Annotated in this window: 18 protein-coding genes and 1 pseudogene; 8 read left to right on the top strand and 11 right to left on the bottom strand. The window is 61.8% G+C overall.

Annotated features, from left to right (window positions below; all coding sequences use genetic code 11):
• Nucleotides 1-489 precede the first annotated feature (489 nt).
• Nucleotides 490-1,746: a DUF418 domain-containing protein gene (locus tag HZZ13_RS14585; RefSeq protein ID WP_197960265.1), complete on the top strand. Its 1,257-nt coding sequence runs from the start codon at nucleotides 490-492 to the stop codon at nucleotides 1,744-1,746.
• Nucleotides 1,747-3,228: 1,482 nt separating this feature from the next.
• On the opposite strand, the gene HZZ13_RS14580 is transcribed toward HZZ13_RS14585, so the two are convergent.
• The 6 genes from HZZ13_RS14580 to HZZ13_RS14555 are packed head-to-tail and all read right to left on the bottom strand — an operon-like array spanning nucleotide 3,229 to nucleotide 10,453.
• The gene (locus HZZ13_RS14580; protein WP_197960264.1) at nucleotides 3,229-4,728 is read right to left on the bottom strand and encodes a CoA-acylating methylmalonate-semialdehyde dehydrogenase; all 1,500 of its coding nucleotides are present in this window, start codon (nucleotides 4,726-4,728) and stop codon (nucleotides 3,229-3,231) included.
• Nucleotides 4,729-4,771: 43 nt separating this feature from the next.
• Entirely contained in the window at nucleotides 4,772-6,286 is a 1,515-nt protein-coding gene (locus tag HZZ13_RS14575) for an ABC transporter ATP-binding protein (protein ID WP_197960263.1), read from the bottom strand.
• A 40-nt stretch (nucleotides 6,287-6,326) separates the two neighbouring features.
• Entirely contained in the window at nucleotides 6,327-7,253 is a 927-nt protein-coding gene (locus HZZ13_RS14570; protein WP_197960262.1) for an ABC transporter permease, read from the bottom strand.
• A 3-nt stretch (nucleotides 7,254-7,256) separates the two neighbouring features.
• Entirely contained in the window at nucleotides 7,257-8,333 is a 1,077-nt protein-coding gene (locus HZZ13_RS14565; protein ID WP_197960261.1) for an ABC transporter permease, read from the bottom strand.
• Between the two features lie 9 nt (nucleotides 8,334-8,342).
• Nucleotides 8,343-9,455, bottom strand: coding sequence for a BMP family ABC transporter substrate-binding protein (locus tag HZZ13_RS14560; RefSeq protein ID WP_197960260.1), 1,113 nt, complete (start codon nucleotides 9,453-9,455; stop codon nucleotides 8,343-8,345).
• A 32-nt stretch (nucleotides 9,456-9,487) separates the two neighbouring features.
• A complete protein-coding gene (locus tag HZZ13_RS14555; RefSeq protein WP_197960259.1) occupies nucleotides 9,488-10,453 on the bottom strand; it encodes a dihydrodipicolinate synthase family protein in 966 nt (321 codons plus the stop codon).
• Between the two features lie 175 nt (nucleotides 10,454-10,628).
• On the opposite strand from HZZ13_RS14555, the gene HZZ13_RS14550 reads away from it, so the two are divergent.
• From HZZ13_RS14550 to HZZ13_RS14520, 7 genes and pseudogenes are all read left to right on the top strand, one after another.
• Nucleotides 10,629-11,441, top strand: coding sequence for a FadR/GntR family transcriptional regulator (locus HZZ13_RS14550; protein WP_051056938.1), 813 nt, complete (start codon nucleotides 10,629-10,631; stop codon nucleotides 11,439-11,441).
• Between the two features lie 480 nt (nucleotides 11,442-11,921).
• Nucleotides 11,922-12,527, top strand: a pseudogene (locus HZZ13_RS37635) (ABC transporter substrate-binding protein); the annotation flags it as partial.
• Nucleotides 12,528-12,612: 85 nt separating this feature from the next.
• Complete coding sequence (locus tag HZZ13_RS37210; RefSeq protein WP_197960258.1) at nucleotides 12,613-13,356, top strand: extracellular solute-binding protein; 744 nt, start codon at nucleotides 12,613-12,615, stop codon at nucleotides 13,354-13,356.
• Nucleotides 13,357-13,476: 120 nt separating this feature from the next.
• A complete protein-coding gene (locus HZZ13_RS14535) occupies nucleotides 13,477-14,340 on the top strand; it encodes a carbohydrate ABC transporter permease (RefSeq protein ID WP_197960257.1) in 864 nt (287 codons plus the stop codon).
• Nucleotides 14,337-15,176, top strand: a complete 840-nt coding sequence (locus HZZ13_RS14530; protein WP_197960256.1) for a carbohydrate ABC transporter permease — start codon at nucleotides 14,337-14,339, stop codon at nucleotides 15,174-15,176. The genes HZZ13_RS14535 and HZZ13_RS14530 overlap by 4 nt, the downstream gene beginning before the upstream one ends.
• Nucleotides 15,177-15,186: 10 nt before the next feature.
• Nucleotides 15,187-16,287 carry an ABC transporter ATP-binding protein gene (locus HZZ13_RS14525; RefSeq protein WP_197960255.1) on the top strand — a complete coding sequence of 367 codons (1,101 nt, stop codon included), beginning with the start codon at nucleotides 15,187-15,189 and terminating at the stop codon, nucleotides 16,285-16,287.
• Between the two features lie 31 nt (nucleotides 16,288-16,318).
• Nucleotides 16,319-17,209 carry an SMP-30/gluconolactonase/LRE family protein gene (locus HZZ13_RS14520; protein WP_197960254.1) on the top strand — a complete coding sequence of 297 codons (891 nt, stop codon included), beginning with the start codon at nucleotides 16,319-16,321 and terminating at the stop codon, nucleotides 17,207-17,209.
• A gap of 44 nt (nucleotides 17,210-17,253) precedes the next feature.
• Here HZZ13_RS14520 and HZZ13_RS14515 read toward each other — a convergent pair whose 3' ends face one another.
• The 5 genes from HZZ13_RS14515 to HZZ13_RS14495 all read right to left on the bottom strand — a co-directional run bounded on the left by HZZ13_RS14515 (nucleotide 17,254) and on the right by HZZ13_RS14495 (nucleotide 22,960).
• Nucleotides 17,254-19,146: a TRAP transporter large permease gene (locus HZZ13_RS14515; RefSeq protein WP_197960253.1), complete on the bottom strand. Its 1,893-nt coding sequence runs from the start codon at nucleotides 19,144-19,146 to the stop codon at nucleotides 17,254-17,256.
• Nucleotides 19,143-20,168 (bottom strand): TRAP transporter substrate-binding protein, encoded by a 1,026-nt coding sequence (locus HZZ13_RS14510; protein ID WP_197960252.1) that lies wholly within the window; start codon nucleotides 20,166-20,168, stop codon nucleotides 19,143-19,145. Before HZZ13_RS14510 ends, HZZ13_RS14515 begins: the two co-directional genes overlap by 4 nt.
• Nucleotides 20,169-20,344: 176 nt before the next feature.
• Nucleotides 20,345-21,355: a transketolase family protein gene (locus tag HZZ13_RS14505; RefSeq protein ID WP_197960251.1), complete on the bottom strand. Its 1,011-nt coding sequence runs from the start codon at nucleotides 21,353-21,355 to the stop codon at nucleotides 20,345-20,347.
• Nucleotides 21,352-22,191, bottom strand: coding sequence for a transketolase (locus HZZ13_RS14500; RefSeq protein ID WP_197960250.1), 840 nt, complete (start codon nucleotides 22,189-22,191; stop codon nucleotides 21,352-21,354). Before HZZ13_RS14500 ends, HZZ13_RS14505 begins: the two co-directional genes overlap by 4 nt.
• A 19-nt stretch (nucleotides 22,192-22,210) precedes the next feature.
• Complete coding sequence (locus tag HZZ13_RS14495) at nucleotides 22,211-22,960, bottom strand: SDR family NAD(P)-dependent oxidoreductase (RefSeq protein WP_197960249.1); 750 nt, start codon at nucleotides 22,958-22,960, stop codon at nucleotides 22,211-22,213.
• Nucleotides 22,961-22,990 lie beyond the last annotated feature (30 nt).

Raw genomic sequence — 22,990 nt, 5'->3', positions numbered from 1 at the left:
AACAGTCCCGGCGATCAAGCGTTCCGCCAAATATGCGACGCAAACCCTGGCCGCGCAATGCGCCCACTTTAGTTCGTTGTCGTTGGTTTAGCTAAAGCAACAAATCTCGAATTTTTGGATTGCTGCGGAGAACACCCTTAGTCCGCCCCGTGGGGTCGATAAACTTCGGAACGTCTGGTTGGGAGAATCCTTCCATCGGATCGTTCAAAGGCCGAAATTCGGACAACCATAGATACTGCTCGGCAATAGCAGAGATTTCGCGTTTGGTGGTCTCGTCTGTTATCGAACTGTACGAAATAACACCCGCGGCAATACCGGGAGATCAAGTTGAGCCATTGGAGAAAGTCCGCCAATCCAAGTTCATGTTTATTTCCTCGCGCGTTGGCAGTGAATCAATTTGTCACGGTTCGATGCAGCTCCCCAATTCAGGTAGTTTGACGCCACGAGGCAGGATTCTAAATCTCTCCACCGGAAATGGGGAGTCCTGCAATGACCAGCGGAAGCATCGGCTCGCGCACCGCGCCAACGGCGAGTGACGCGCCTGCAAAGCCTATCAGCTCGTCGGAGCGGCTCGACGCGATTGACGTGCTGCGGGGCTTGGCCCTGTTCGGCGTGCTCGCCATGAACATCGTGACCATATTTCGGGTCTCCTTCTTCGCGCCGTCCTTGCTGAACGCGGAGCCGGCGGGGCCGCTCGACCGGGCGGTCGCGGCTGTGCTGACGGTCGCCGTCCAGTCGAAGGCGGTTGCGCTGTTCTCGCTGCTGTTCGGCGTCGGCCTCGCCATCCAATTCGAGCGGCTTGCCGGCAATCCACGGCGCATGATCTTGCTCGTGCGCAGGCTGGTGGTGCTGCTGGGGATTGGCCTGGTGCATCTCTATTTGATCTGGAGCGGCGACATTCTCGTCCATTATGCGCTGGCGGGCTTCGTGGTGCTGCCCTTCCTCGGCGGCGCGCGGTGGCTCATGGCTGGTGCAGCCCTGCTGCTCCTGGGGCTCGACGTGACCATGCCGGTGCTACCGCCGATCGTGCCGCTGCCGGATGCGGCCGGGATGGCCGCTCTTGCCGCGGACGCGACGCGTGCCTACGGCACGGGCGGATTTTTCGATGTGCTCGCGTTCCGGATCCGCGAGGTGACGGTGATTTTTCCGCTGGAGGTCATGGCCTTGCCGGCCACTGTCGCGCTGTTCCTGGTCGGCGCCTTCACGTGGCGTAGCGGGGTTTTGCGTCGCGCTTCGGCCAACCGGCGCTCGCTGTTCGTCGTCGCAACCTTTGGCATTCTTCTCGGCGGCGGATTAAGTCTCGCGGCAGCAGGACAAGAGCTCTTCGATTGGCCGTCGCTCGGGCGCGCGCATCCTCCGGTGGAACAGCTGGGGGCGGTCGTGTTGGCCGTGGGTTATGCGGCCGCGGTCATCGCCGCTGTGAACCTCTCGGGCGGGCGGAGGATGCTGGGCTGGGCCGCGCCGCTTGGCCGCATGGCGTTCAGCAACTATCTGGCGCAATCTGTGATCTGCGGCTGGATCTTCTACGGTTATGGTCTAAGCCAATTTGGCCGCTTCGGCGTGGCCGCGACACTGGCGATCGGGATTTTCGTGTATGTCGCCCAGGTGGTGTTCAGCGCGTGGTGGCTGCGCCGCTATCGGTTCGGTCCTGTCGAGTGGCTCTGGCGCTCGTGCATGTATGGGGCACCGCAGTCGATGCGGGCAACGGTCAATTTAGCCGTCACGCGCGCGACGATCGCAGTTTGATGCGGGCCCCAGATACTCAAGCTGCGTTCTGCTTCAAGCGGAAGCCGTCCAAGCGGGTACGGCTGGCTTTGGTCCGTGGCTGAACTTAGCTTATGTCGCCACGTGTCTGCTTTGTTCGGGTCAGTCACCTTCGGAAAGGCCGGGTTTGACCACTCTAAAGCCGTCCTGCCAAAGTGAACCGCGTCCTTTCGGTGACCGCCGCGGGCTCCCACCTCTTCGTTTTGATGAAGGCGAGAGCAGCGCGCTGAACGAGGTCGTGCAAGTCCGCGGTGGGTGAATCTCGTCGGTAAGATCAATCTTCGGCTCGCACATTGCCATCAGGGGCGCCATCGATCGGCTCACCCAGCAATCGCGACAGATAATGATATTCGATCTGGTTCGTCTGCGCGTTAAACAGATTAGATCGAGCCGCACGCGCCGGCGACCGGAGGCGGCAGTCAGAGAGATTCGCCAGCTGCCACCGGTGGTCAGGGTGCCTGGTTCGTCAAGGACCCCCGAATTCGGCAAATCCCGGCGCGACCATGAACGAGCCAAAATCGAGAACGGCTAATGCCGTCTCGGCTCCGCAAAGGATGAAGTAATTCCTCTGTCGCCTGCCAGTCTGCCGCTCGTCCTCCAACTACTTCGGCTTGTGAGGCCGCATCGACGCTGCTGGGGTTGGCTGACACAACTAAGGGCCCCAACGGTTGCGTCTGCTTCATTCATCAGGGAGCCGAAAAGGACCACACGCGGGGCTTCTCCGCTTTGAAATCGGGGCGATCGCAGAAGAACCAGGACAGCCTCTGACAAGGAACTAAGGCCGCCTCCAAGGGCGGCCTTAATTGTCTCTGGACCATCCTTGCCCGCTTAGTCGCGGCCCTGATGGTGGTGGTGTTCATGGTGCTCGTGCCGGACGCCCAAGCCTCCGGAGTGGGCAAACAAAATGAATAACAGGAAGTTACTAGGTTCCAAACCATAAGAAATAATGGATGGTCATTGCACCGCCGCCGTTCTCATTGGGCTTCCCGCAATGGTAGTTTAGCGTGCAAAATCGTACGGTTGGCAGCCGGGGAGTGCTACTGCCTTTCCCCACAAAGTCAAATCTACGATATTTCATCCAGGCCTTCGCATGAGGCAGTTCTTGAGCCTGGGGCAAGCGCAATTCTAAACTCGTACGAAGCAATATTGAAGGAGGGTCTTGGCGCCGCTAGCGTCGAAGCGACCTTTTTCGCGAAACATCAAAGGCGCGCTATTTCGGTCTCGCTATCCGTTACGGCCAGGACGCAGCGGACACGATTACGTCACGATGAGCGGCCTAGCCTAGCTAGCAGCGGGATCAACTTTGCGAGCTTGCGGAGATTTTGCGCCGTTGCGGCGACGAGCAACCGTTACGAGCGCTGAAGGAGTCTTGTTGCGGATGAAGTCGCCTGAAAAGAAGCGAGGGCCTGAGAGGCCCTCGCAGTCAGGGAGGAACCGGTATGCAGAGACTTGGTCGCAGTTGTGCTACGACATTGTCGGCATGACGAATTCCGCACCAGCTCGTATTCCGGTGGGCCAGCGGCTGGTGACCGTCTTCATTCGCGTATTAAAGCGGACGCCTTCAAGGCCGTGCATGTGGTGGTCGCCGAAGATCGATGCTTTCCATCCACCAAAGGAGTGAAAGGCCATCGGCACCGGAATCGGAACGTTGATGCCGACCATCCCTACCTTGATCTGATGGGCGAATTCACGCGCGGCATCGCCATCACGCGTGAAGATGGCGGTACCATTGCCAAATTCGTGTTCATTGATCATGCGCGCGGCCGTCGCGTAGTCCGGCGATCGAACGACTGACAGCACCGGTCCGAAGATCTCTTCCTTGTAGATCTTCATGTTCGGTTTGACATGGTCGAACAGGCTTCCGCCCACGAAGAAGCCATTTTCATAGCCCTGCATCCTGAACCTGCGTCCGTCGACCAGCAACTTTGCACCCTCGGCGACACCGGCATCGATATAGCTCCTTACCTTCTCCAGGTGCTGCTTCGTGACGAGGGGACCCATCTCCGCTTCGCGGTCGGTACCCGGTCCGACCTTCAGGCCTCGAACCTTGGGTTCGAGCGCGGATATCAGCCTGTCCGCGGTCCCCTCGCCGACCGGCACGGCAACCGAGATCGCCATGCAGCGTTCGCCGGCGGAACCGTAGGCGGCCCCCATCAACGCATCGACCGCCTGATCCATGTCGGCATCGGGCATCACGATCATGTGGTTCTTGGCGCCACCGAGCGCCTGGCAGCGCTTCCCGGTGTTCGCGGCCGTCGAATAGATGTACTGCGCGATCGGTGTGGAGCCCACGAAGCTGATCGCCGAAATATCCGGGTGATGCAGCAGCGCATCGACCGCTTCCTTGTCGCCTTGCACCACGTTGAACACACCGTCCGGCAGACCGGCTTCCTTGAGCCACTCCGCCATGATCAGCGACGCCGATGGGTCGCGCTCAGATGGCTTCAGAATGAACGCATTTCCGCAGGCGAGAGCGACCGGGAACATCCACATCGGAACCATGACCGGGAAATTGAAGGGCGTGATGCCGGCGACGACACCGAGCGGCTGGCGCGTAGAATAGCTGTCGACGCGGGTACCGACATTCTCGGTGAGTTCGCCCTTGAGGAGCTGCGGAGCGGCTGTGGCAAACTCGACCACCTCCATTCCGCGCTGAACTTCGCCGAGAGCGTCGGAGTGAACCTTGCCGTGCTCGGAGACGATCACGTCGGCAAGCTGACCTGCGCGATCCTCGAGGATCCGCAGAAAGCGATTGAGGATGCGTGCACGCCGTAAAGGCGTCGTGTCGGCCCAACCCTGTGCCGCCCTGTTCGCGGCGGATACCGCGTCCGCCACCACAGCCGCGTTGGCGGCCACAACACGGCCCGTCTGCTCGCCCTTTGCCGGGTTGAAGACGGGCAAGCTGCGTTCGGTGCCCCCCGAGACCTGCTTGCCATCGATGAAATGATTGATCTGCGTGACCACGAACGTCTCCCCTCTTGTTTCTGATCAGACCCGCGCCCTCAAATCAGGCCGCTTTCATTCCCGCCATGTATTTGCCGATCACGCGCTTGTCGGCGCCCTCGGCTGACACTTCATGGACGATGCGACCCCCGCTCATGACGAGGAGCCTGTCGACCAAGCCAAGCAACTCGTCGAGATCCTCCGAGATGAGCAGCACTGCGGCTCCGCCGTTCCGGGCCTCGAGGATCCGACGGTACGTTTCTTCGCACGCGACGAAATCGAGACCGAACGTCGGATTCGACGCGACCAGCAACCGAACGTCCTGCGTGAGCTCTCGGGCCAGCACAGCGCGTTGAACATTGCCACCGGACAGCGCGCTCATGCTTGCATTCAGGCCAGGAGCTTTTACACGAAATTGTGCGACCAACCTCTCGGCCTGCTCTGCGAGTGCCCGGTAGTTCATTGCGATACCACGGCAGAGCGGCACCCGATCGAAATTGCGCAGGGCGAGATTCTCGGCCAGCGACATGCGATCGATGCAGGCGTTCTTGAGGGGCTCTTGCGGCAAGCCATAGACGCCGAGGCGGGCGATTTCCTTTCGTGTACCGTTGAAGGACGAGCCGGATACGGCAATCGTACCGTTGCGATCGCGCTGCCCCATCATGGCCTCGACCAACTCCAACTGTCCATTTCCGGATACCCCGGCAATCCCGACGATCTCGCCTGCTCGCACCTCGAGCGAGAGATCCTTCACAGCCGGAAGACCATTGTCCCCGTTCGCGCAGAGGTCCCTGATGGAAAGGACAACGTTGGGCTTTGGAGGTAATTTCGGCGCATGCTGCACCATCTTGCTGACGGGCTCTCCGATCATAGCTTCCGCCAGAGCATCGTCCGTCAAATCAGCAACGGCCCCAGTTCGCACCGACGCACCTCTGCGCAACACCGTCACGTCGTCGGCAAATCGGCGCACTTCACGAAACTTGTGGCTGATCAGGATCGCGCTGAGCGCGCCCGTCCGTGTCAGGCTGCGAACATGGCCGAGCACTTCGTCGGCTTCTGCCGGCGTGAGCACCGACGTCGGTTCGTCCAAGATGAGGAGCTTGCGCCCGAGATAGAGCTGCTTGACGATTTCGGCCTTCTGCTTCTCGCCCGCAGAGAGCTGCGAGACGCGCACGTCGAGTGGCACGTGAAACGGAAGCTTCCTGGTGACTCTGGCCAGCCGCTTCAGCTCGCTTTGCCAATTGATATAGGCCGGCAATGTCGCACTGCTGACGACGAGATTCTGCGCCACCGTCATCGACGGCACGAGAGTAAAATGCTGATACACCATGCCGATGCCGAGCGCATCGGCATCCTTCGGCGAGTTCAGCCGGTGCTCGCGCCCATCGACCTGGATGTGCCCCTCGTCCGGATGATAAAAGCCCACGAGGCATTTGACCAACGTGCTCTTGCCGGCACCGTTCTCCCCGAGCAGCGCGTGGACGGTGCCCGAGCGGATCGGCAGCGATACGTTGTTCAGTGCGAGGTTCGCCCCGAAACGCTTCGTCATGTTCTTGAGCTCGACTTGCGGAACGCTCATCGGACTTTCCTCCGAGGATGAATTCTCGTCACGGCGCTTCTCACCGGTGGAGCTTGAGCTCGCCCGGCGCATCGGCGAACGGAGCAGCCCGCGACGTCGAGGCCACCATGATTGCAAGGGTCAGAACGTAGGGAGCCGCGTTGAAAAGGTAGTAGTAGCCGGTCACGCCAATGCCCTGGAGCGCAGGACCGAGAGCGCCCGCCCCGCCGAACAGCAGCGATGCGCCGAGGGCATTGATCGAACGCCAGCGCGCAAAGATGACGAGCGCGACCGCCATGATGCCTTGGCCACTCGACAGGCCTTCGCTCCAGCTCCCCGGATATGAAAGCGACAGGAAGCTGCCGCCGACGCCGGCGAGAAAGCCGCCCGCCATGGTCGCGATGATGCGCACCCGCAATACGGGAAAGCCAAGCGCCCGTGCCGCCTCCTCGCTATCTCCCACCGTGCGCAGCATCAACCCCCAGCCCGTCCTGTTCAGGAAGACGTAGACCGCAAAAGCCAATGCAATCCCGACGAAGAACAGTGCGTTAACGTCCAGCGCAGCTCGCACCTGCGGTACGCTCGACCAGAATCCGAGTGCGATCGAGGGAAGCGGCGGCGCCTTGGGCTCGATCAAGGGTTTGCCCAGGAAGAACGCGAGGCCCGTACCCAGCACGATCAAGCTGATGCCGATCGCGGTGTCATTGACGCGCTTCACACTGCACAGCAGGCCATGCAGAAGCCCGAAGGCCATGCCGGCGAGTCCCGCGGAAAGCACGCCGAGCCAGGGCGAGCCGGAGAGGTAGGAGATCCCGTATCCCGCCATGGCACCGAGCATCAGCGTGCCTTCGAGCCCTAGATTGATACGGCCCGATTTCTCGGTAATCAGCTCGCCGATGCTGACGAAAATGAAGGGTGTCGACACCCGGATGGCGCCACCCAGGATCGCGAGCGGCAGCGCAAGCCAGCCGATTGATGCAGCGTCCATGTCTTACCTCCGCGTCGTTTCTCGGAGTTGTTGCGCAATTGCATCCGCGACGAGAACGCAGACGAAAATCAGGCCCTGAAACACCAGCATTGTCGCATCCGGAAGTCCGAGACGCCGTTGCAGCAAACTGGCGCTCGCCTGCATGCCGCCGATCAACAGTGCGACGGCGACAATCGCAAGCGGCTGGTGCCGCGCCAGGAAGGCGACGAGGATTCCGCTATAGCCATAGCCGACGATGAGCGAGGAGTTGGCCGTCCCCTGCACTGCCGCCACCTCGATCGCGCCGGCAATGCCCGCCATGCCGCCTGCCACGACCGAGGCGCCGATGATCCAGCGATTCACGGCAAGACCGATCATCCTCGCGACCCGGGCACTTCCGCCAACCACTCGCAGCGCAAACCCCCAGCGGGTGTAGCGGAGCACGACATGTACGGCGATCGCCAGCAATAGACTGACGGCAAGGCCGGCGTGAACGCTCACACCTGGCAGCGTCGGCAGCATGTAGGAGGGATCGATAGGGTGGGTCGACGGCTTGTCGAAACTTGCCGGATCGCGCAACATGCCTTCGGTCAGGTGATGGAAGACGGCGATACCGATGTAGGACAGCAGCAGGCTCGAGATCGTTTCGTTGACGCCGCGATATTGGCGGAGCACACCCGCCAGACCGAACCAGAGCCCTCCGATCAAGGCGCCGGCCACCAACATGAGGAATTGCATGGGAAGCGCGTGCGTTCCCGCGAACGGCAACGTCGCAACGGCACCCGCGAGCCCGCCGAGCACCAAGGCCCCCTCGCCACCGATAATCACCAGTCCCGCTTGCGCGGGGATCGCAACGGCGAGGCCCACGAGGACCAAAGGAGCGGCGCGCGACAAGGTATCCTGCCAGGCGAAGCTGCTACCGAAGCCGCCCTGGACGATCAGACCGAACACCGTGGCGGGGTTCTGTCCGTACAAGGCCACGAACGCCGCAAAGATGGCGGAGGCGAGCAGCACCGCCAGGACAGGCAAGGCCACACTCAGTCGAGCTGCGGTTACCAGCGGCTTCGGAGGCACGGGTTCGATTCCGGAGATCGAAGACAAGAGCGCCTCCTAGACTTGGCCGATGATGCCTTCGACGAGATAATTGATGCCATCGAGCGCACGGTCGTTGCTGCTCTGCATGACGCCAGCAGGGATGACGACGTTGCCCTTATTGTCCTTGAGCGGGCCGCTGTAGATCACGCGCGTGCCGCCCATGAGGTCTGCCCGTGCCGTCTCGGCCGCTGCGCGCGCCTCAGGCGTAACGAGTTTTCCAAAAGGACTGTTCTTTACGAAATGGTCACCAAGCCCTGCACGGAGATAGTGCTCCGGCTTCTTGCCGCCACGCACGCTGCCGGCATAGACAAGATAGGGCGTGATCCAGTTCCACTCGGCTCCGGTGAGATAGCCGTTGGGAGCCACATCGGCCTGACTCGAATGGTAGCCGCATGACATGACGCCGCGCTTCTCCGCCGTCTCGACCACGACTTTCGGGCTGTCGACCTGGGCGGCAATGACGTCGGCCCCCTGGTCGACCAGCGTGTTCGTCGCCTCCGCTTCACGGACTGGAAGAACCCAGTCGCCCGTGAAGATGACCTGCACCTGAATCGCCGGATCGACTGATCGCGCGCCGATTGCAAACGCGTTGATGCTGCGCAGAAGATTGGGCGTCGGCTTTGCAGCGACAAGGCCGAGCTTCTTGCTCTTCGTCATGTGGCCAGCGATGATTCCCGAAATGTACTGCGCCTCGAAGATGTAGGCGTAGAACGTCCCGATGTTCTCGGGCATGCCCGCCGTCCACATGCCGCCGGTGTGAGCGAAGGTGACATCCGGATACTTGGCCGCCATCTCCAGAACGTGTGGCTTGAAATAGCCAAAGGACGTCGCCAGGATGAGTTGAGCGCCATCCTGACGGATCATTCCTTCCATGCTGCGCTGGGCCGCGATCGTTTCCGGAACGCGCTCCTCCTCGATTACCTTGATGCCGGCTTGTTTCTTGAGCGCCGCGGCGGCCTGCGCGTGGGACTGGTTGAAGCCGTAATCCTGCTTGGAGCCGGAGTAGAGAACTCCGACGGTGAGCGGCGTCTCCGCACGGGCAACGGTACTCTTGAGAACGAATGGTGCGGATCCGGCAGCGGCCAGCATCTGGAGCACCGAGCGACGGTTAACAGGCTTCAATGTCATGTTCCCCTCCGTTGAAGATTGCAATCAGCAAGTCACGACGAAATTCGTTCGGCAGCAGACAGCAGGCCGGGCGCACCACATGCAGTGAGATCGGATTCCAGCTCTCGTCTTTCAGCAGCGGACAGCGGCGTGACCGGCGAGCGCACGGCGCCGCCGGCAAGGCCGATCAGATCGCACCAATGCTTGACCGCCGCGTTCGGCATGTGACCGCGCTTCAGCGGGTCCATGATCCACTTGTTGAAGATGATCCGCTGTGGCGCGAGTGAAGCACAGATGCGTGCTGCTTCTTCCGTCCGTCCAGCCGCCAACAGAGCCACGTATTCCGCGATCGGGCGAAACTCGCCGCGTTGATAGAGGTAAGGCTCGGGGTCGGCATAGAGGATCGACTGACCCTCGGCCTGCATGTTGGCGAAGAAGTTCTCTTCCAGCGGGTCCGACACCAGCACGCCGTTTCGCGCAGCCTGCCGAAGCGCCGCGTTCTCGGCTGCATTGCCTGTCGTCTTCAGGAGCTTGAGATTGGGAAGCGAACAGAGCTGCGTGAAAACGCCGGGATCCAATGGACTGCCCGCGGCGGTTCGCGCGTTGAATATGACGATCGGCATCTCCAAGCGGACGCAGACGTGATGCAGATACGCGAACTGCTGTGCGGGGGATCGCGGCCCGGCGGTTGGGACCATCAGCACGGCGTGGCTGACGCCAAGCCGCCGCGCGTGCTCGCCGAGATCGATGGTTTCTTCCACAGAGGGACCCGAGATCACCACGGAAATCCCAAGGCGCCCCCCCGCCTCGTCCGTAATGACCTCGATGACACGCTTTCTCTCCTGCAGCGTGAGCGACCAGACTTCGCCGATCAGCCCGTTGCAAAACACGCCCGCCAATCCGGTTGCGATGTAGTGGCGGACGTTCCGGCGTACGCCGGCCTCGCCGATGGCACCAGATGCATCGAAGGGCGTGTGAATCGCCGCCCAGATTTTCGGAATGTTCCGTCCGATCGCCATGTCCGCTCCCTTGAACGAACCGGTCTATTCTATTTATCATGATAAACCGGATTTGCATGAATATGCCTGTTGTGGGAGAAGTGTCAATCAATGAGTCGGGTGGTTTTCTCTGGCCCATGCCCAGTTCGCGGCGGAATCGGCCTTGGAACTCATTGGTAGCTTTGGAGAATTCGGAATGACGGTCGAATTGGAAAAATTGCCGCGGCCTGGGGGGCGGCTGAAAATTCAAAAGCGGGCGGATCTCGTTACCGAAGAGATCAAGCAGCTGATCACGCAGAAGAACCTTCGTCCGGGCGACAAGCTTCCCATGGAGAAGGAGCTTCAGCGGCTGTTTTCGGTCAGCAAGAGCACGATCCGCGAGGCGCTTAAGTCGCTCGAGGTGCAGGGACTGATCACCATCAGCACCGGGCCGACTGGCGGGGCAACGATCATGGAGGTCCCGCTCGAGCGCACCTTTCAGCTGTTGCAGAACTACCTGTTCTTCAAAGAAGTCAGCATGGAGGACATCTATGCGGCGCGGCGGCTGCTGGAGCCCGAATTGGCTGCCGGCTCGGTGCCGTTTCTGTCGAACGAGCAGCTCGATGCGCTGGAGCACAACATCGAAACGTGCCAGCCCACCTCGCAGGAGCCGTCTCTTCTGGTTCGTCAACGCCAGGCGGATCTCGACTTTCACGACATCCTGGCTGCAGCAAACCCCAATCCCTTTCTGCGCTTCGCATGCGAGCTCATCAACGAGATGCTTCGTCGGCTGGTTGTCTTCAGCACCCAGACGCCTCCTGAAGAGCACACGCGATTCGGATGCGCCAACGTCAAGATTCACACGGAGATCGCCAAGGCCGCCCGCGCGCGCGACAGCGAGCGCGTGCGCGCGCTCATGAAAGCGCACATGGAGGAAGCTTCAGAATACGTGAAGCGGCTGGATGGCCGACTCGATGGTCGACTGATCCTCGATTCGGAAATGGCGCCGCGCCCGCGACCACTGTCCTGAAGCGCGGCCTGTTCCACCACGAGTGCACCGGCGCGAGCTTGCGCGAGCATTGCGTCTGGACAGTCCTGTGAGCCTGTTCTCCTGCCCGATCTAGCAACTGCATGATCGGCTCGCTTTGCTTCCGAGAGACCTCAAGCAGATAGGTGACTGCGGTTCATCGATGCTTGCAAAGTTCTCATTTGTCGGCCGGTTCCGCCTCGACGCAGACTAGCCCCAAAGTCAACGCTCTCGAGCGTTTTGGGGAGGATGCGTGCTTCTACAACGCCAAATGGCGTCCATTCAGGTTGCGGGTGATAAGCCCGGACCCGCGATGCGCCTGCGCTGTAAATCCTCGACATAGATGAATTTATTTCTTTCGGTCAGGTCGCCGCCGACAGCGTCCGTTCACGCCGGCGGCTGGCCAACCAGGCAGGGATCACGTGAGAAGCGCTCCGAAGCCGGTTCTCCCGGACTCCGGACGCCCAAGAGGAGGAGGAAGGGATGAAGTTCAGGACGTTTCTCGGCGCGGTCGCTGTCCTAGTGCTCGCTGCCGGCTTAGCGCAGGCTGCCGACAAGGATGCGGCCGACACTGCGGTGGAAGCCGCGAAGAAGTACGCGGGCACGACTATCAGCATCGTTTGGGAGGCCGGTCTCCAGTCGCTCGACCCACTGAACTATTCGGGTCCGCAATGGGAGAAGCTCACCGGCATCAAGGTGAAGGTGGTCGAAGTGCCGACCGACCAGATGTTCACCAAGATCATGCAGGATTTCAAATCGGGCGCCGGAGCGTATGACGCGCTGAACGTCATCCCATCCTGGATGCCCGATCTTGCACGCGCGGGCGCGCTCGAGCCGCTCGACAAGTATGTCGACAAGTGCGGCTATCGCGACGAGCTGCAGGATATCGCGGCCGCCTACCGCGACAACCAGATGCAGTATGACGGGAAGATCTACGGCTTCCCGGACGATGGCGACGTGATGCTGCTCTACTACCGGAAGGACATCTTCGAGGATCCGAAGATGAAGGAGGAGTTCAAAACCAAGTTCGGCTACGAGCTGGCGCCGCCAAAGGACTGGAAGCAGTTCGACGAGATCGGCCAGTTCATCACCGACAAGATGGCGCCCAAGGTTTACGGCGCTGGTCTTCCGTACCGCGCCCTATCCGCAATACATGTTCCAGGAGCGCTTCCGCATGGAAGGCGGCAAGTTCTTCAATGCCGACACTATGAAGGCCGCGGTGAATGGCGAGGTCGGTCTCAAGGTGTTCAAGCAGATGCTGGCGGAAAACAAGTTCATGCCCCCCGGCGTCGAGCAGTGGAATTTCGTCGACAATCTCGCTGCGTTCCTTCAGGGCACGACCGCCATGACGATCTCCTGGCCGCCCTACGGCCGCTGGGCCGCGGGCTATGGCTCGGGCGAGCAAGCTTTGAAGTGGGTGCCGAAATCGCAGGTCGCCAGCAAGGTCGGCTACGCGCTCACGCCTCTCGGCTGTCCCGAGCTCGGCGTCGGCTTCGACCTGTCGGTCTCGGCCACCAGCAAGAACAAGGAGGCCGCGTATCTCTTCATCCAGTGGCTGAACAGCAAGAAGATCAGCCTCGAGCGCGTCCAGCTTCCGTATACGTTGCGGGATCCCTTCCGCCTCTCCCATTACGCGAGCGAGAAATACCGTGCGCTCTGGCCCGATGCTCCAGCCTATCTCGACACGATCAAGACGTCGGGCGAGAAGGGCCTGCTCGATCTTTCGCTACTGCAACAGGACAAGTACGACGAGGCGATGACCAAGGCGATCTCGAGCCTGTGGGCCGGCGAAGATCCCAAGGCCATTCTCGACCGCATGGCGCAACAATTCGACGCGATCACCGAGAAGGTCGGCATCGAGAACCAGAAGGCCGTCTACAAGGTCTGGGCCGCGAAGCCCGGCGTCTACCCGCAATAACTGACTGGATATCGCACGGGAGGCGCCGCCCTCCCGTGCGGTGCCGTTTTCCGGACTGATGATGACAGTTTCTGTGAGCCTCGATGGCGCCGAGCAGCGCCGCCCAGCCGCTTCGGGCGCATGCTCGAGGACCGCCTGCCCTATCTCATCGTCGCGCCGGCCGTTCTGATCCTGCTCCTGGTCGGCCTGTTTCCCCTGATCTACTCGCTGATCGTGAGCTTCCAGCGCATCACGATGACCGAGAACGACACCTCCTTCGTTGGCCTCTTGAACTATGCGGAGCTGTTCAGGGATACCCGCCTCTGGGCTTCGCTCGGCCACACCGCCATCATCACCGCGGTCGCCCTCCCCCTGGAGCTGCTGGTCGGATTCCTGATGGCGCAGCTCTTCATCGATCGCATGCCGGGTCGACAGATCTTCGTCGCGCTGCTGGTGCTTCCGACGGTGATCTCTCCGATCGTCGCGGGTGCGACCTGGCGTCTGATGTTCGACGTCCGCTTCGGCCCGATTGGCCAGATCCTGAGTTTCTTCGCCGGCGAACCGGTCCGGATCCTTTGGACCGTCAATCCCTCCTACGTCTATCCGGCGATCATCATCTGCGAGGTCTGGCAGTGGTCGCCATTCATGTTCCTGCTACTGCTGGCCGCGCTGTCGAATGTGGACCAGTCGCAGCTCGAGGCTGCGGAGATCGATGGGGCGTCGTACCTGCGCGTGCTTCGCGCGATCATTTTGCCGGCGATCGCGCCGGTGGTCGCCGTCGCCTGCCTGATCCGCGGACTCGATCTTGTTCGCATCTTCGACATCATCTGGGCCCTCACCGAAGGCGGGCCGGGCTCGATGACCGAGACCATCTCACTCTACACCTATGTGCAGGGCTTCTCGCAATTTGAGACCAGCTATACGGCCGCGATTTCCTTCCTGGTGATTGCGCTGCTCACGGTTATCACCACGCTGGTCCTCAAGCGCATGGAGCTTGCGCGATGAGGGTCGGCAAGCTACCGGCGAGAAAAGCTCGCATTCTCGCCGTCCGCTATCTCGGCGCTGGCGTCGTGACCCTGCTGTTCCTGTTTCCGGTCTACTGGCTGTTCATGATTTCGTTCAAGACGCCGGACGAGATCTATCACGTGCCGCCCCTATGGATACCCGGGCAGATTCAGTTCTCGAACTACTATGTTCTGTTTAGAGACGGCGACGTTCTTGCCATCCTGAACAGCCTGATCGTCTCAGGCGTCAGCTCCGGCATCGCAATCGTTCTAGGGACGCTTTGCGCCTACAGCCTCGCTCGGTTCGGCACCGGCGGCGAGAACCTCGCGATGTGGATCATCTCCCAACGCATGATTCCGCCGATCGCTGTCGTCTTCCCGATCTTCCTGATCTACGTGTATTTGGGCCTCGTCGACGGCTATTTCGGACTAATCCTCCTCTACACCGCATTCAATCTCCCCTATGTGATCCGGATGATGCGCGGCTACATCGTCGACGTTCCGCTGGAGCTCGAGGAGAGCGCGCTGGTCGATGGCCTCAATCGATGGGAGGTGATCTGGAAGGTCGTTTTCCCGATGGTTCGCCCCGGCCTGATGGCGACGTCGGTCTTCACCTTCGTGTTCGCCTGGAACGACTTTCTGTTCGCACTCGTGCTCACGCGCACCGAGGTCATCACCTTTCCGGTCATGCTGACGCACTATTTCGGCGGCCAATCGAATTTCTGGGCGAAGATCGCGGCGATGTCGGTCCTGGGCACCTTGCCGATCTTCGTCGCGGTCTCGGTGATGCAGCGCTATCTCGTGCGCGGCATCTCGCTCGGCGCGGTCAAGGGTTAGGGAGAGCGGAGTGGCTGACGTCAAGTTGTCCGGCGTGCACAAATATTACGGCAACGTGCATGCGGTCCGGGGGGTGGATCTTACCATCGCCGATGGCGAATTCGCTGTGCTGGTGGGGCCGTCCGGCTGCGGCAAGAGCACTCTCTTGCGAACCATCGCCGGTCTCGAGGATCCGGATGGTGGAACCATCACCATCGCCGGCGCGGTGGTCAACGATCTGCGCCCGCGCGAGCGCAATATCGCGATGGTGTTTCAGAACTATGCGCTCTACCCCTATCTGACCGTCAGCGAGAACATCGCCTTCGGTCTGCGCGCCCGCAAGACTCCCGAGATCGAGATCAGGAAGCGCGTCAGTGAAGCCGCCGAGATGCTCGGCATCGGCAATTTCCTGCAGCGCTATCCGCGGCAGCTCTCCGGTGGACAGCGTCAGCGCGTCGCCATCGGCCGCGCCATCGTCCGCAAGGCCGACCTGTTCCTGTTCGACGAGCCGCTCTCGAATCTCGACGCTCAGTTGCGCGACGAGATGCGCACCGAGATCAAGCGCCTGCATCACGAGATCACGACGACCATGATCTACGTTACCCATGACCAGGTCGAGGCGATGACGCTGGCCGACCGCATCGTGCTGCTGCGTGACGGAAACATCGAGCAGCAGGGCGCTCCGCTCGAGTTGTTCGAGCAGCCCCGTACGGGGTTCGTCGCCGGCTTTCTCGGCTCTCCCTCGATCAACCTCATCCCGGCGACCTTCAGGACAAACGGTCCCGGGGCAGCCGTGGTCTTTCAGACCGGCGGTGAACTGACGCTTCCGAGCGCGAAGGCGAGGCCGCTGGCCAATATGGATGGGCGAGACATTCTCGTCGGCATTCGGCCCCAGCACTTCAGTCGAGCCGGCGGGCCGTTGCGCGAAGGTGTGGTCCCCTATTCGGCCACTGCCGATCTCATTCAGCCGACGGGGACACGCACCTTCACCACCATTAGGATCGGCGGCACCGATGCCGTTGCCGAACTGCAGGCCCATGACGTCAGCAGCCATGGCGAGCGAATTGATCTCGCCATCGACCTCAATCGCGTGGTGCTGATCGACCCGGCCAGCGGCCTGGTTATCGCATAACGAGAGCAACATTCGAAAACGGGAGGGATGAATGGCGTCGACACTGTTTGCAACCGGAATTGGCGCGCCGGAGGGGCCTGTGTGCCTACCTGACGGCTCGATGTATGTCACGGAGATGTCCGCGTCGACCCTTTGTGTCACGCGGCTCGATCCCCGCGGCAACCGCCGCGTGATCCAAACGACGGGCGGCCGTCCAAATGGACTGACGACCGACGGCCACGGCCGCATCTGGATCGCGGAAGCTGGTTTGCGGGCGCTGATCTGCATCGACGAGCGCGGAAACGAGATTCGCCGCATACAGGGCGAAGGGGCGGAGCGCTTTCTGTTTCCGAACGACCTCTGCTTCGGTCCGAACGGATTGCTCTACATGACCGACTCCGGAATGGCCGCCGAGGATTTCATCAACGGCCAGGCCTTCGTCGACGGGTATATGGATCTCGACTGGGACGGCCGTGTATACGAGATCGATCCCGCAGCCATGAAGGTGCTCCGCGTGCTCGATCGCAAGATCCGCTTCACCAACGGCATTGCCTTCGGTCCCGACAACCACCTCTACGCCAACGCGTCCTTCACCGGCGAGATCTATCGGTATGACGTGCTTGGCGAGGCAGCGCCGAAACGCGTCGTCTTCGGCAACGTGCTGCAGCCGGATTCCAATCCGGACTTCAAGGGGCCGGACGGGATGGCCTTCGGAACGGACGGCCGGCTCTATTGCACGGTCTACAATCAGAAGAACGTTACGGTGCTCGACCGGCGGGGTGAGATCGCCAATCGTCTGGTCCTGGATGGACCGCAGCCGACGAATTGTGCCTTTGCGCTCGAAGGAAGGAAGCTACGCGTCACTGAGGTCGGCAAGGGCCAGGTCGAGGAGATCGACATGCCTTGCGAAGGCCTCCCGCTGCATCTGCCGAAATTCGCCTGACAAGGCGCTTCGCGGTTTCTCCCGCGAGGCGCCCGGCCATGGTGTCAAAGGAAGCCGATCGACAGCCAGGGCACGGCGGCAACGATCAGCGTGCCAATCAGGAGCGCGATCATATAGCCCACGATCGGCTTCATGCCCTCGTCCGGATTGATGCGGCTGATGGCACAGGCCGCGTAGTAGCCGACGCCGAACGGTGGCGCGAATAGGCCGATGCCCATAGCGAGGACGACCACCATGGCGTAGTGGACATCGTGCACCCCGACCTGCCGCGCGATCGGGAACAGGAGAGGACCGAACAGGACGATGGCCGGGATTCCCTCCAGCACGCTCCCCAGAATCACGAAGGACACGATCGTCACCGCCAGGAAGACGGGGATGCCGCCTGGTAGGCTGGTCATGAATTTGGCAAGAGAAGCGGAAAATCCAGATTGGGTCAGCGCCCAGGCCATGCCAGTCGCGGCGCCGATGATGAGCAGGATCGCCCCGGAGAGCGAGGCCGTCTCGACCAACATTGGATAGATACGGCGCCAGTCAAACTGGCGGTAGATGAAGAGACCCGCGCAGGCGCAGTATAGGATGCCGATGGTCGAGACCTCCGTTGCCGTCGCGACGCCTTCGACGACAGCGGTCCGGATCACGAATGGCAGGGCGATAGCAGGTATCGCGATCACAAAGGCGCGGCCGATTTGCCGGCCGGTAGCCCGTTTGACGTGAGACAGGTCTTCGCGGCGATATCGCCACCAGACTACGGCAGCGAGCATGAGCGCGAGCACCACGCCCGGAAGCAACCCGCCCGTGAACAATGCCGAGATCGACACGCCGGTCACCGAGCCGATCGTGATCAGGACCAGCGAGGGCGGGATCGTCTCGGTCTGGGCGCCGGTCGCCGCGAGAAGCGCGACTAGGTCTCCCGGTTTGGCCCCGCGCTGCCGCATCTCGGGAAACAGGACCGGAGCCACCGCAGCCATGTCCGCTGCCTTGGAGCCGGAAATGCCCGAGACCAGATACATCGCTCCAACCAGCACGTAGTGCAATCCGCCGCGCACGTGGCCCAGGAGGCTCGCCAGGAAGCTGACCATGGCGCGTGCCATGCCCGTCATCTCGATCAGGAGGCCGAGAAAGACGAAAAGCGGCACGGCGAGCAGGATCAGGTGGCTCATGCCCTCGTCCATTCGCCCGATCATCACCACGTCGGGCGTGCTGGTCGTCAAGGCGAGATAGCCGACCGTCGCAAGACCGAATGCGAACGCGATCGGCACGGCCGCGAAAACCATCGCTCCCACGACGACAACGAAGAAGATCAGGAGGTTCAAATTGCCGAGCGGCTTCAAGACGGGGGCGAGCAGAATGAACGCCGCAATGATACCTGCGACCATCGCGACCGAACCCAACAGGCTGCGCAGGCTCGCGATGCGGATCAGCCGGAGGACCGCTGCGGTCAGCATCAAGCCGATGCCGATCGGCAGCGCCGCCGCGCGCCAGCTGTTGACGATCTCGAGCGCGGGCGTCGTCACGAAGACCTCGTCGGCCGCAAATTCATAGGCCGGCCAGACAACGAGCGCAAGAAATGCCAGGGATGCTGCGGCCGCCACCACATCCAGGAACGCGCGAAGCTCCGCGCCGAGAACGCCAACGATAGCCGTCATCCGCATGTGTTCGCCGCGCTGGAACGCGATCACGGAGCCGAACATGGCGAGCCAGAGGAAGAGAATGCCGGCAAGCTCGTCGGACCAGACGATTGGTGAGCGGAACACGTATCGGCTCACGATGCCGGCAGACAGCACCGCAATCTCCGCCAGCACGAGCAGCGCCGCCGGGACCGCAACGACATGACCAAGCATCGTGTTCGCCCTGATCACCCAACTGCGCCGGTCGGCCCGCAACGCGCCGGCCGCCAGACCGGCATCGACATGCGGCGGATGGCTCACGCTGGTCATGATAGCTGGCCCGCGGCTTTTTCGAGTTGCGACCATGCCTCCTCGCCAAATTTGGCTTTCCAGTCGGCGTAGAAGCTGGTCTTGGCCAATGCCTGGCGGAAGGCGGCGCGATCGACGTCGATGAATTTGAGGCCCTTGGCCGAAAGATCGGCGCGAAGTGACTGGCTGAGCTTTGCGATGTCGGCGCGCTGATCGAGGGCGGAGCGGTCGAGCTCGCGCGTCACGATCTCCTGCACGTCCTTGGGCAGGCGCTCGAAAGCGCGCTTATTGCCAAGGATCCAATAGCCGTCCCAGACGTGCCCCGTCAGACTGCACGTGCTCTGCACTTCATAGAGACGGGCGGTCGCGATGATGGGCAACGGATTCTCCTGCCCATCAACGACCTTGGTCTGCAACGCGGAATAGACCTCGTTGAAGTTGATCGGCGTCGGTCCGGCGCCGAGCGCCTTGAAAAGCGAGGTCAATAGCGGCGCGGGCGGTACGCGGATCTGGAAGTTCTTGAGATCATCCGGCGTCCGCACCTCGCGGCCGGACGAGGTCACCTGGCGGAAGCCGTTGTCCCAGGCCTTCGACACCGCCATGACCGGCGTCTTGGCAATCTGCGCCCGGATATAGGTGCCGAGGTCGCCGTCCATTGCTTTCCACACGCTGTCGTAGTCGGCGAAGGCAAAGCCGGTGTTCACGATGCCGGCGCTTGGCACCAGGGTGGCAAGAATCGAGGACGATTGATTGAAGAACTCGACGCCACCGCTGCGAACCTGGGTCAGCAGTTCGGTGTCGGAGCCCAGCTGGTTGGCCGGGAACAGCCTGATCTCCAGCCGGCCGCTGGTCGCTTGGCGGATACGGTCGATCGCCTCTTGGGCTCGGACATTCACCGGATGGGTCGGATCCTGCCCGGTTGCGAACTTGTAGACGAACTCGGCGGCAGACGCCGGACGGGTCAGAATCCCGCAGAGAGGTACCGCACTCGCCGCGATTAATAGCGAACGGCGGCTGATGCGTCCGGGCTTCGAGACAGTCATGTTTTCCTCCTGGTCCTGTATTGACGTTGTGCCGGCTGCATGGAGCCTGCGCTGTTCATCCGTCCCGACTCTTCGCTGGCCGCATTCGGGCAACAGCCATCGCTCGCCCGCCGCAACTTGCAGCGGGCGGAACACTTCACTCGTATTTGGCCTGGCTGGCGCTCAGTGCCGGCGCGCTAAAGCCACTGCTTGATCTGCCTTGCGACCTCGGCGGTGGAAATGCCGTAGCGGTCGTGCAGTGTCGGTAGTGCGCCGGCATCAAGAAATTCGTCCGGCAATGCGATCTGGCGGAACGGCGGATGAACGCCTGAACGCATCAGGAGTGCGGCGACCGCCTCGCCGAGACCGCCAATCGTCGTGTGGTTTTCGGCAACGACGACCAGGCGGCCTGACTTGCCGGCTTCACGCAGTATCGTTTCGGCGTCGAGCGGCTTGATGGTCGGAACGTGGAGCACCGCAGCATCAACGCGATCGTTGTTCAGAGTTTGCACGGCCTCGAGCGCGCGCATGGTCATGATGCCGGATGAGATGATCAGGGCGTCCTTTCCGTCACGGATCAACTTGGCCTTGCCGAGTTCAAACTCGTAGTCGTATTCGTCCAGCACGACGGGCACCTGACCACGCAACAGGCGCATGTAGACCGGCCCCTGATGCGCCGCGATCGCGGGCACCAGTTGCTCGATTTCATGGGCATCACAGGGATCGATGACCGTCATGTTCGGCATGGCGCGAAACAGCGCGAGATCCTCCGCGGCCTGATGGCTCGGGCCATAGCCCGAGGTCAAACCAGGCAATGCGCAGACGATCTTCACATTGCGGTCTTCCTCCGCGATGGTCTGGTGGATGAAGTCGTAGGCGCGCCGCGAGGCGAACACCGCGTAGGTGGTCGCGAACGGCATGAAGCCTTCCGCGGCAAGACCGGAAGCCGCGCCGAACAAAAGCTGCTCGGCCATGCCCATCTGGTAATAGCGGTCCGGAAATTCCTTCGCAAAGATGTGCAGGTCGGTGTATTTGCCGAGATCGGCCGTCATGCCGACCACGTCCGGGCGGCTGCGTGCAAGCTCGACGAGCGCGTGTCCAAACGGCGCCGCCTTCGTCTTCTGTCCCTCCGCCGCAATCGAGGCGATCATCGCCGAGGTGGTCAGGCGCGGCTTGCCCGGCTGGGGTGCTGATCTCACGGTCTTCATGCCTGCCTCCCGGCTTCCAGCGCGGCCAGCGCGAGCTGCCATTCGTGCTGCTCGACCCGGATGAAATGGTTCTTCTCGCGCTGCTCCAGGAAAGGAACGCCCTTGCCCATCAGCGTGTCGGCGACAATCATCCGCGGCTTGGGCTCGGGATGAGACTTGGCGGCGTCGAAAACGGTAAGCACGGCACCGAGATCGTTGCCGTCGACGCGCTGCACGAACCAGCCGAAGGCCTCAAGCTTCTGGACCAGCGGCTCGAACGCCATGACCTCAGTCGAAGGACCATCCGCCTGCTGATTGTTGACGTCGACGATGCCGATCAGATTGTCGAGCTTGTAATGGCCCGCCGACTGGATGGCTTCCCAGACCGAGCCTTCATCGAGCTCGCCGTCGGAAAACAACGTGTACACCCGCGCGTCGGATTTCTTGCGCTTGAGCCCGAGGCCCATGCCAACGGCGATGCTGAGCCCAAGCCCGAGCGAGCCGCCCGACATTTCCATTCCCGGCGTGTAGGAGGCCATGCCCGACATCGGCAGGCGGCTCTCGTCGCTGCCATAGGTTTCGAGCTCTTCCTCGGGGACAATCCCCGCCTCGATCAAAGCCGCATAGAGCGCGATGGCATAGTGCCCATTCGAGAGCAGGAAGCGGTCGCGGTCTTCCCAGGAGGGATCTTCCGGCCGGTAGCGCATCGCGTGAAAATAGGCCACGGCGAGGACGTCCGAGATATCCAGCGCCTGTGCGATATAGCCTTGGCCCTGAACCTCGCCCATGCGCAGCGCGTTGCGGCGAATGTTGTAGGCGCGGTCCGCGAGCTTGGGCGTGTTGGTCAGCGTTTCCATCGATCTGGATCCTGTCTGCTCAGTGGATGAGCATGCCGCCGTTGACGTCGATCACGGCACCGGTCACGTAGGCGGAGAGATCCGAGGCCAGGAAGGTATAGATGCCGGCGACGTCGTCTGCCGTGCCGAGACGATTGAGCGGAATGCCTTCCAGAATCTTAGCCCTCATCTCGTCGGTCAGCTTGCCCGCGGTGATATCGGTGCCGATCAGGCCCGGCGTCACGCAGTTTACGCGGATGCCGTCCGGACCGAATTCACGGGCCATCGCCTTGGCGAGACCAAGCACACCCGCCTTGGCGGCCGAATAGTGCGGACCGCCAAATATTCCGCCGCCACGCTGGGCCGAGACCGAAGACATGCAGGCGATTGATCCGGATTTTCGTGAGCGCATATGTGGGATCACCGCCTGGGAGAGGAACAGAATGCCCTTCAGATTGACGTCCTGAATGCGATCCCAATCGGCCGGCGAGATATCCAGGAACTTCACTGGCTGGGTGATGCCGGCGTTGTTGACGAGAATATCGATGCTTCCGAAGGATTCGATCGCGCGAGCGACGGCCTGCTCGCAGGATGATTTGTCGGCGACGTCGCATCGCAGCCCAATGTGGGACGTGCCAAGCGAAGCCGCGGCGTCCGCCGCCGCGCTCGCGTCAACGTCGAGAATGGCGACTCGAGCGCCCTCGGCAACGAACCGCCGTGCCGTGGCAAGCCCGATGCCGCGCGGCGATGCCGCGCCCGAAATGATGGCCGTCTTACCGCTGAGCAGCATCAATTCCTCCCGCAAATTGTTTTTCCTTGG

It is taken from the genome of Bradyrhizobium agreste, assembly GCF_016031625.1.
In the GTDB taxonomy this organism is placed as follows: domain Bacteria; phylum Pseudomonadota; class Alphaproteobacteria; order Rhizobiales; family Xanthobacteraceae; genus Bradyrhizobium; species Bradyrhizobium agreste.
The sequence above is the reverse complement of the archived record's forward strand: the minus strand, read 5'-3'. Positions and strand labels throughout refer to the sequence as shown.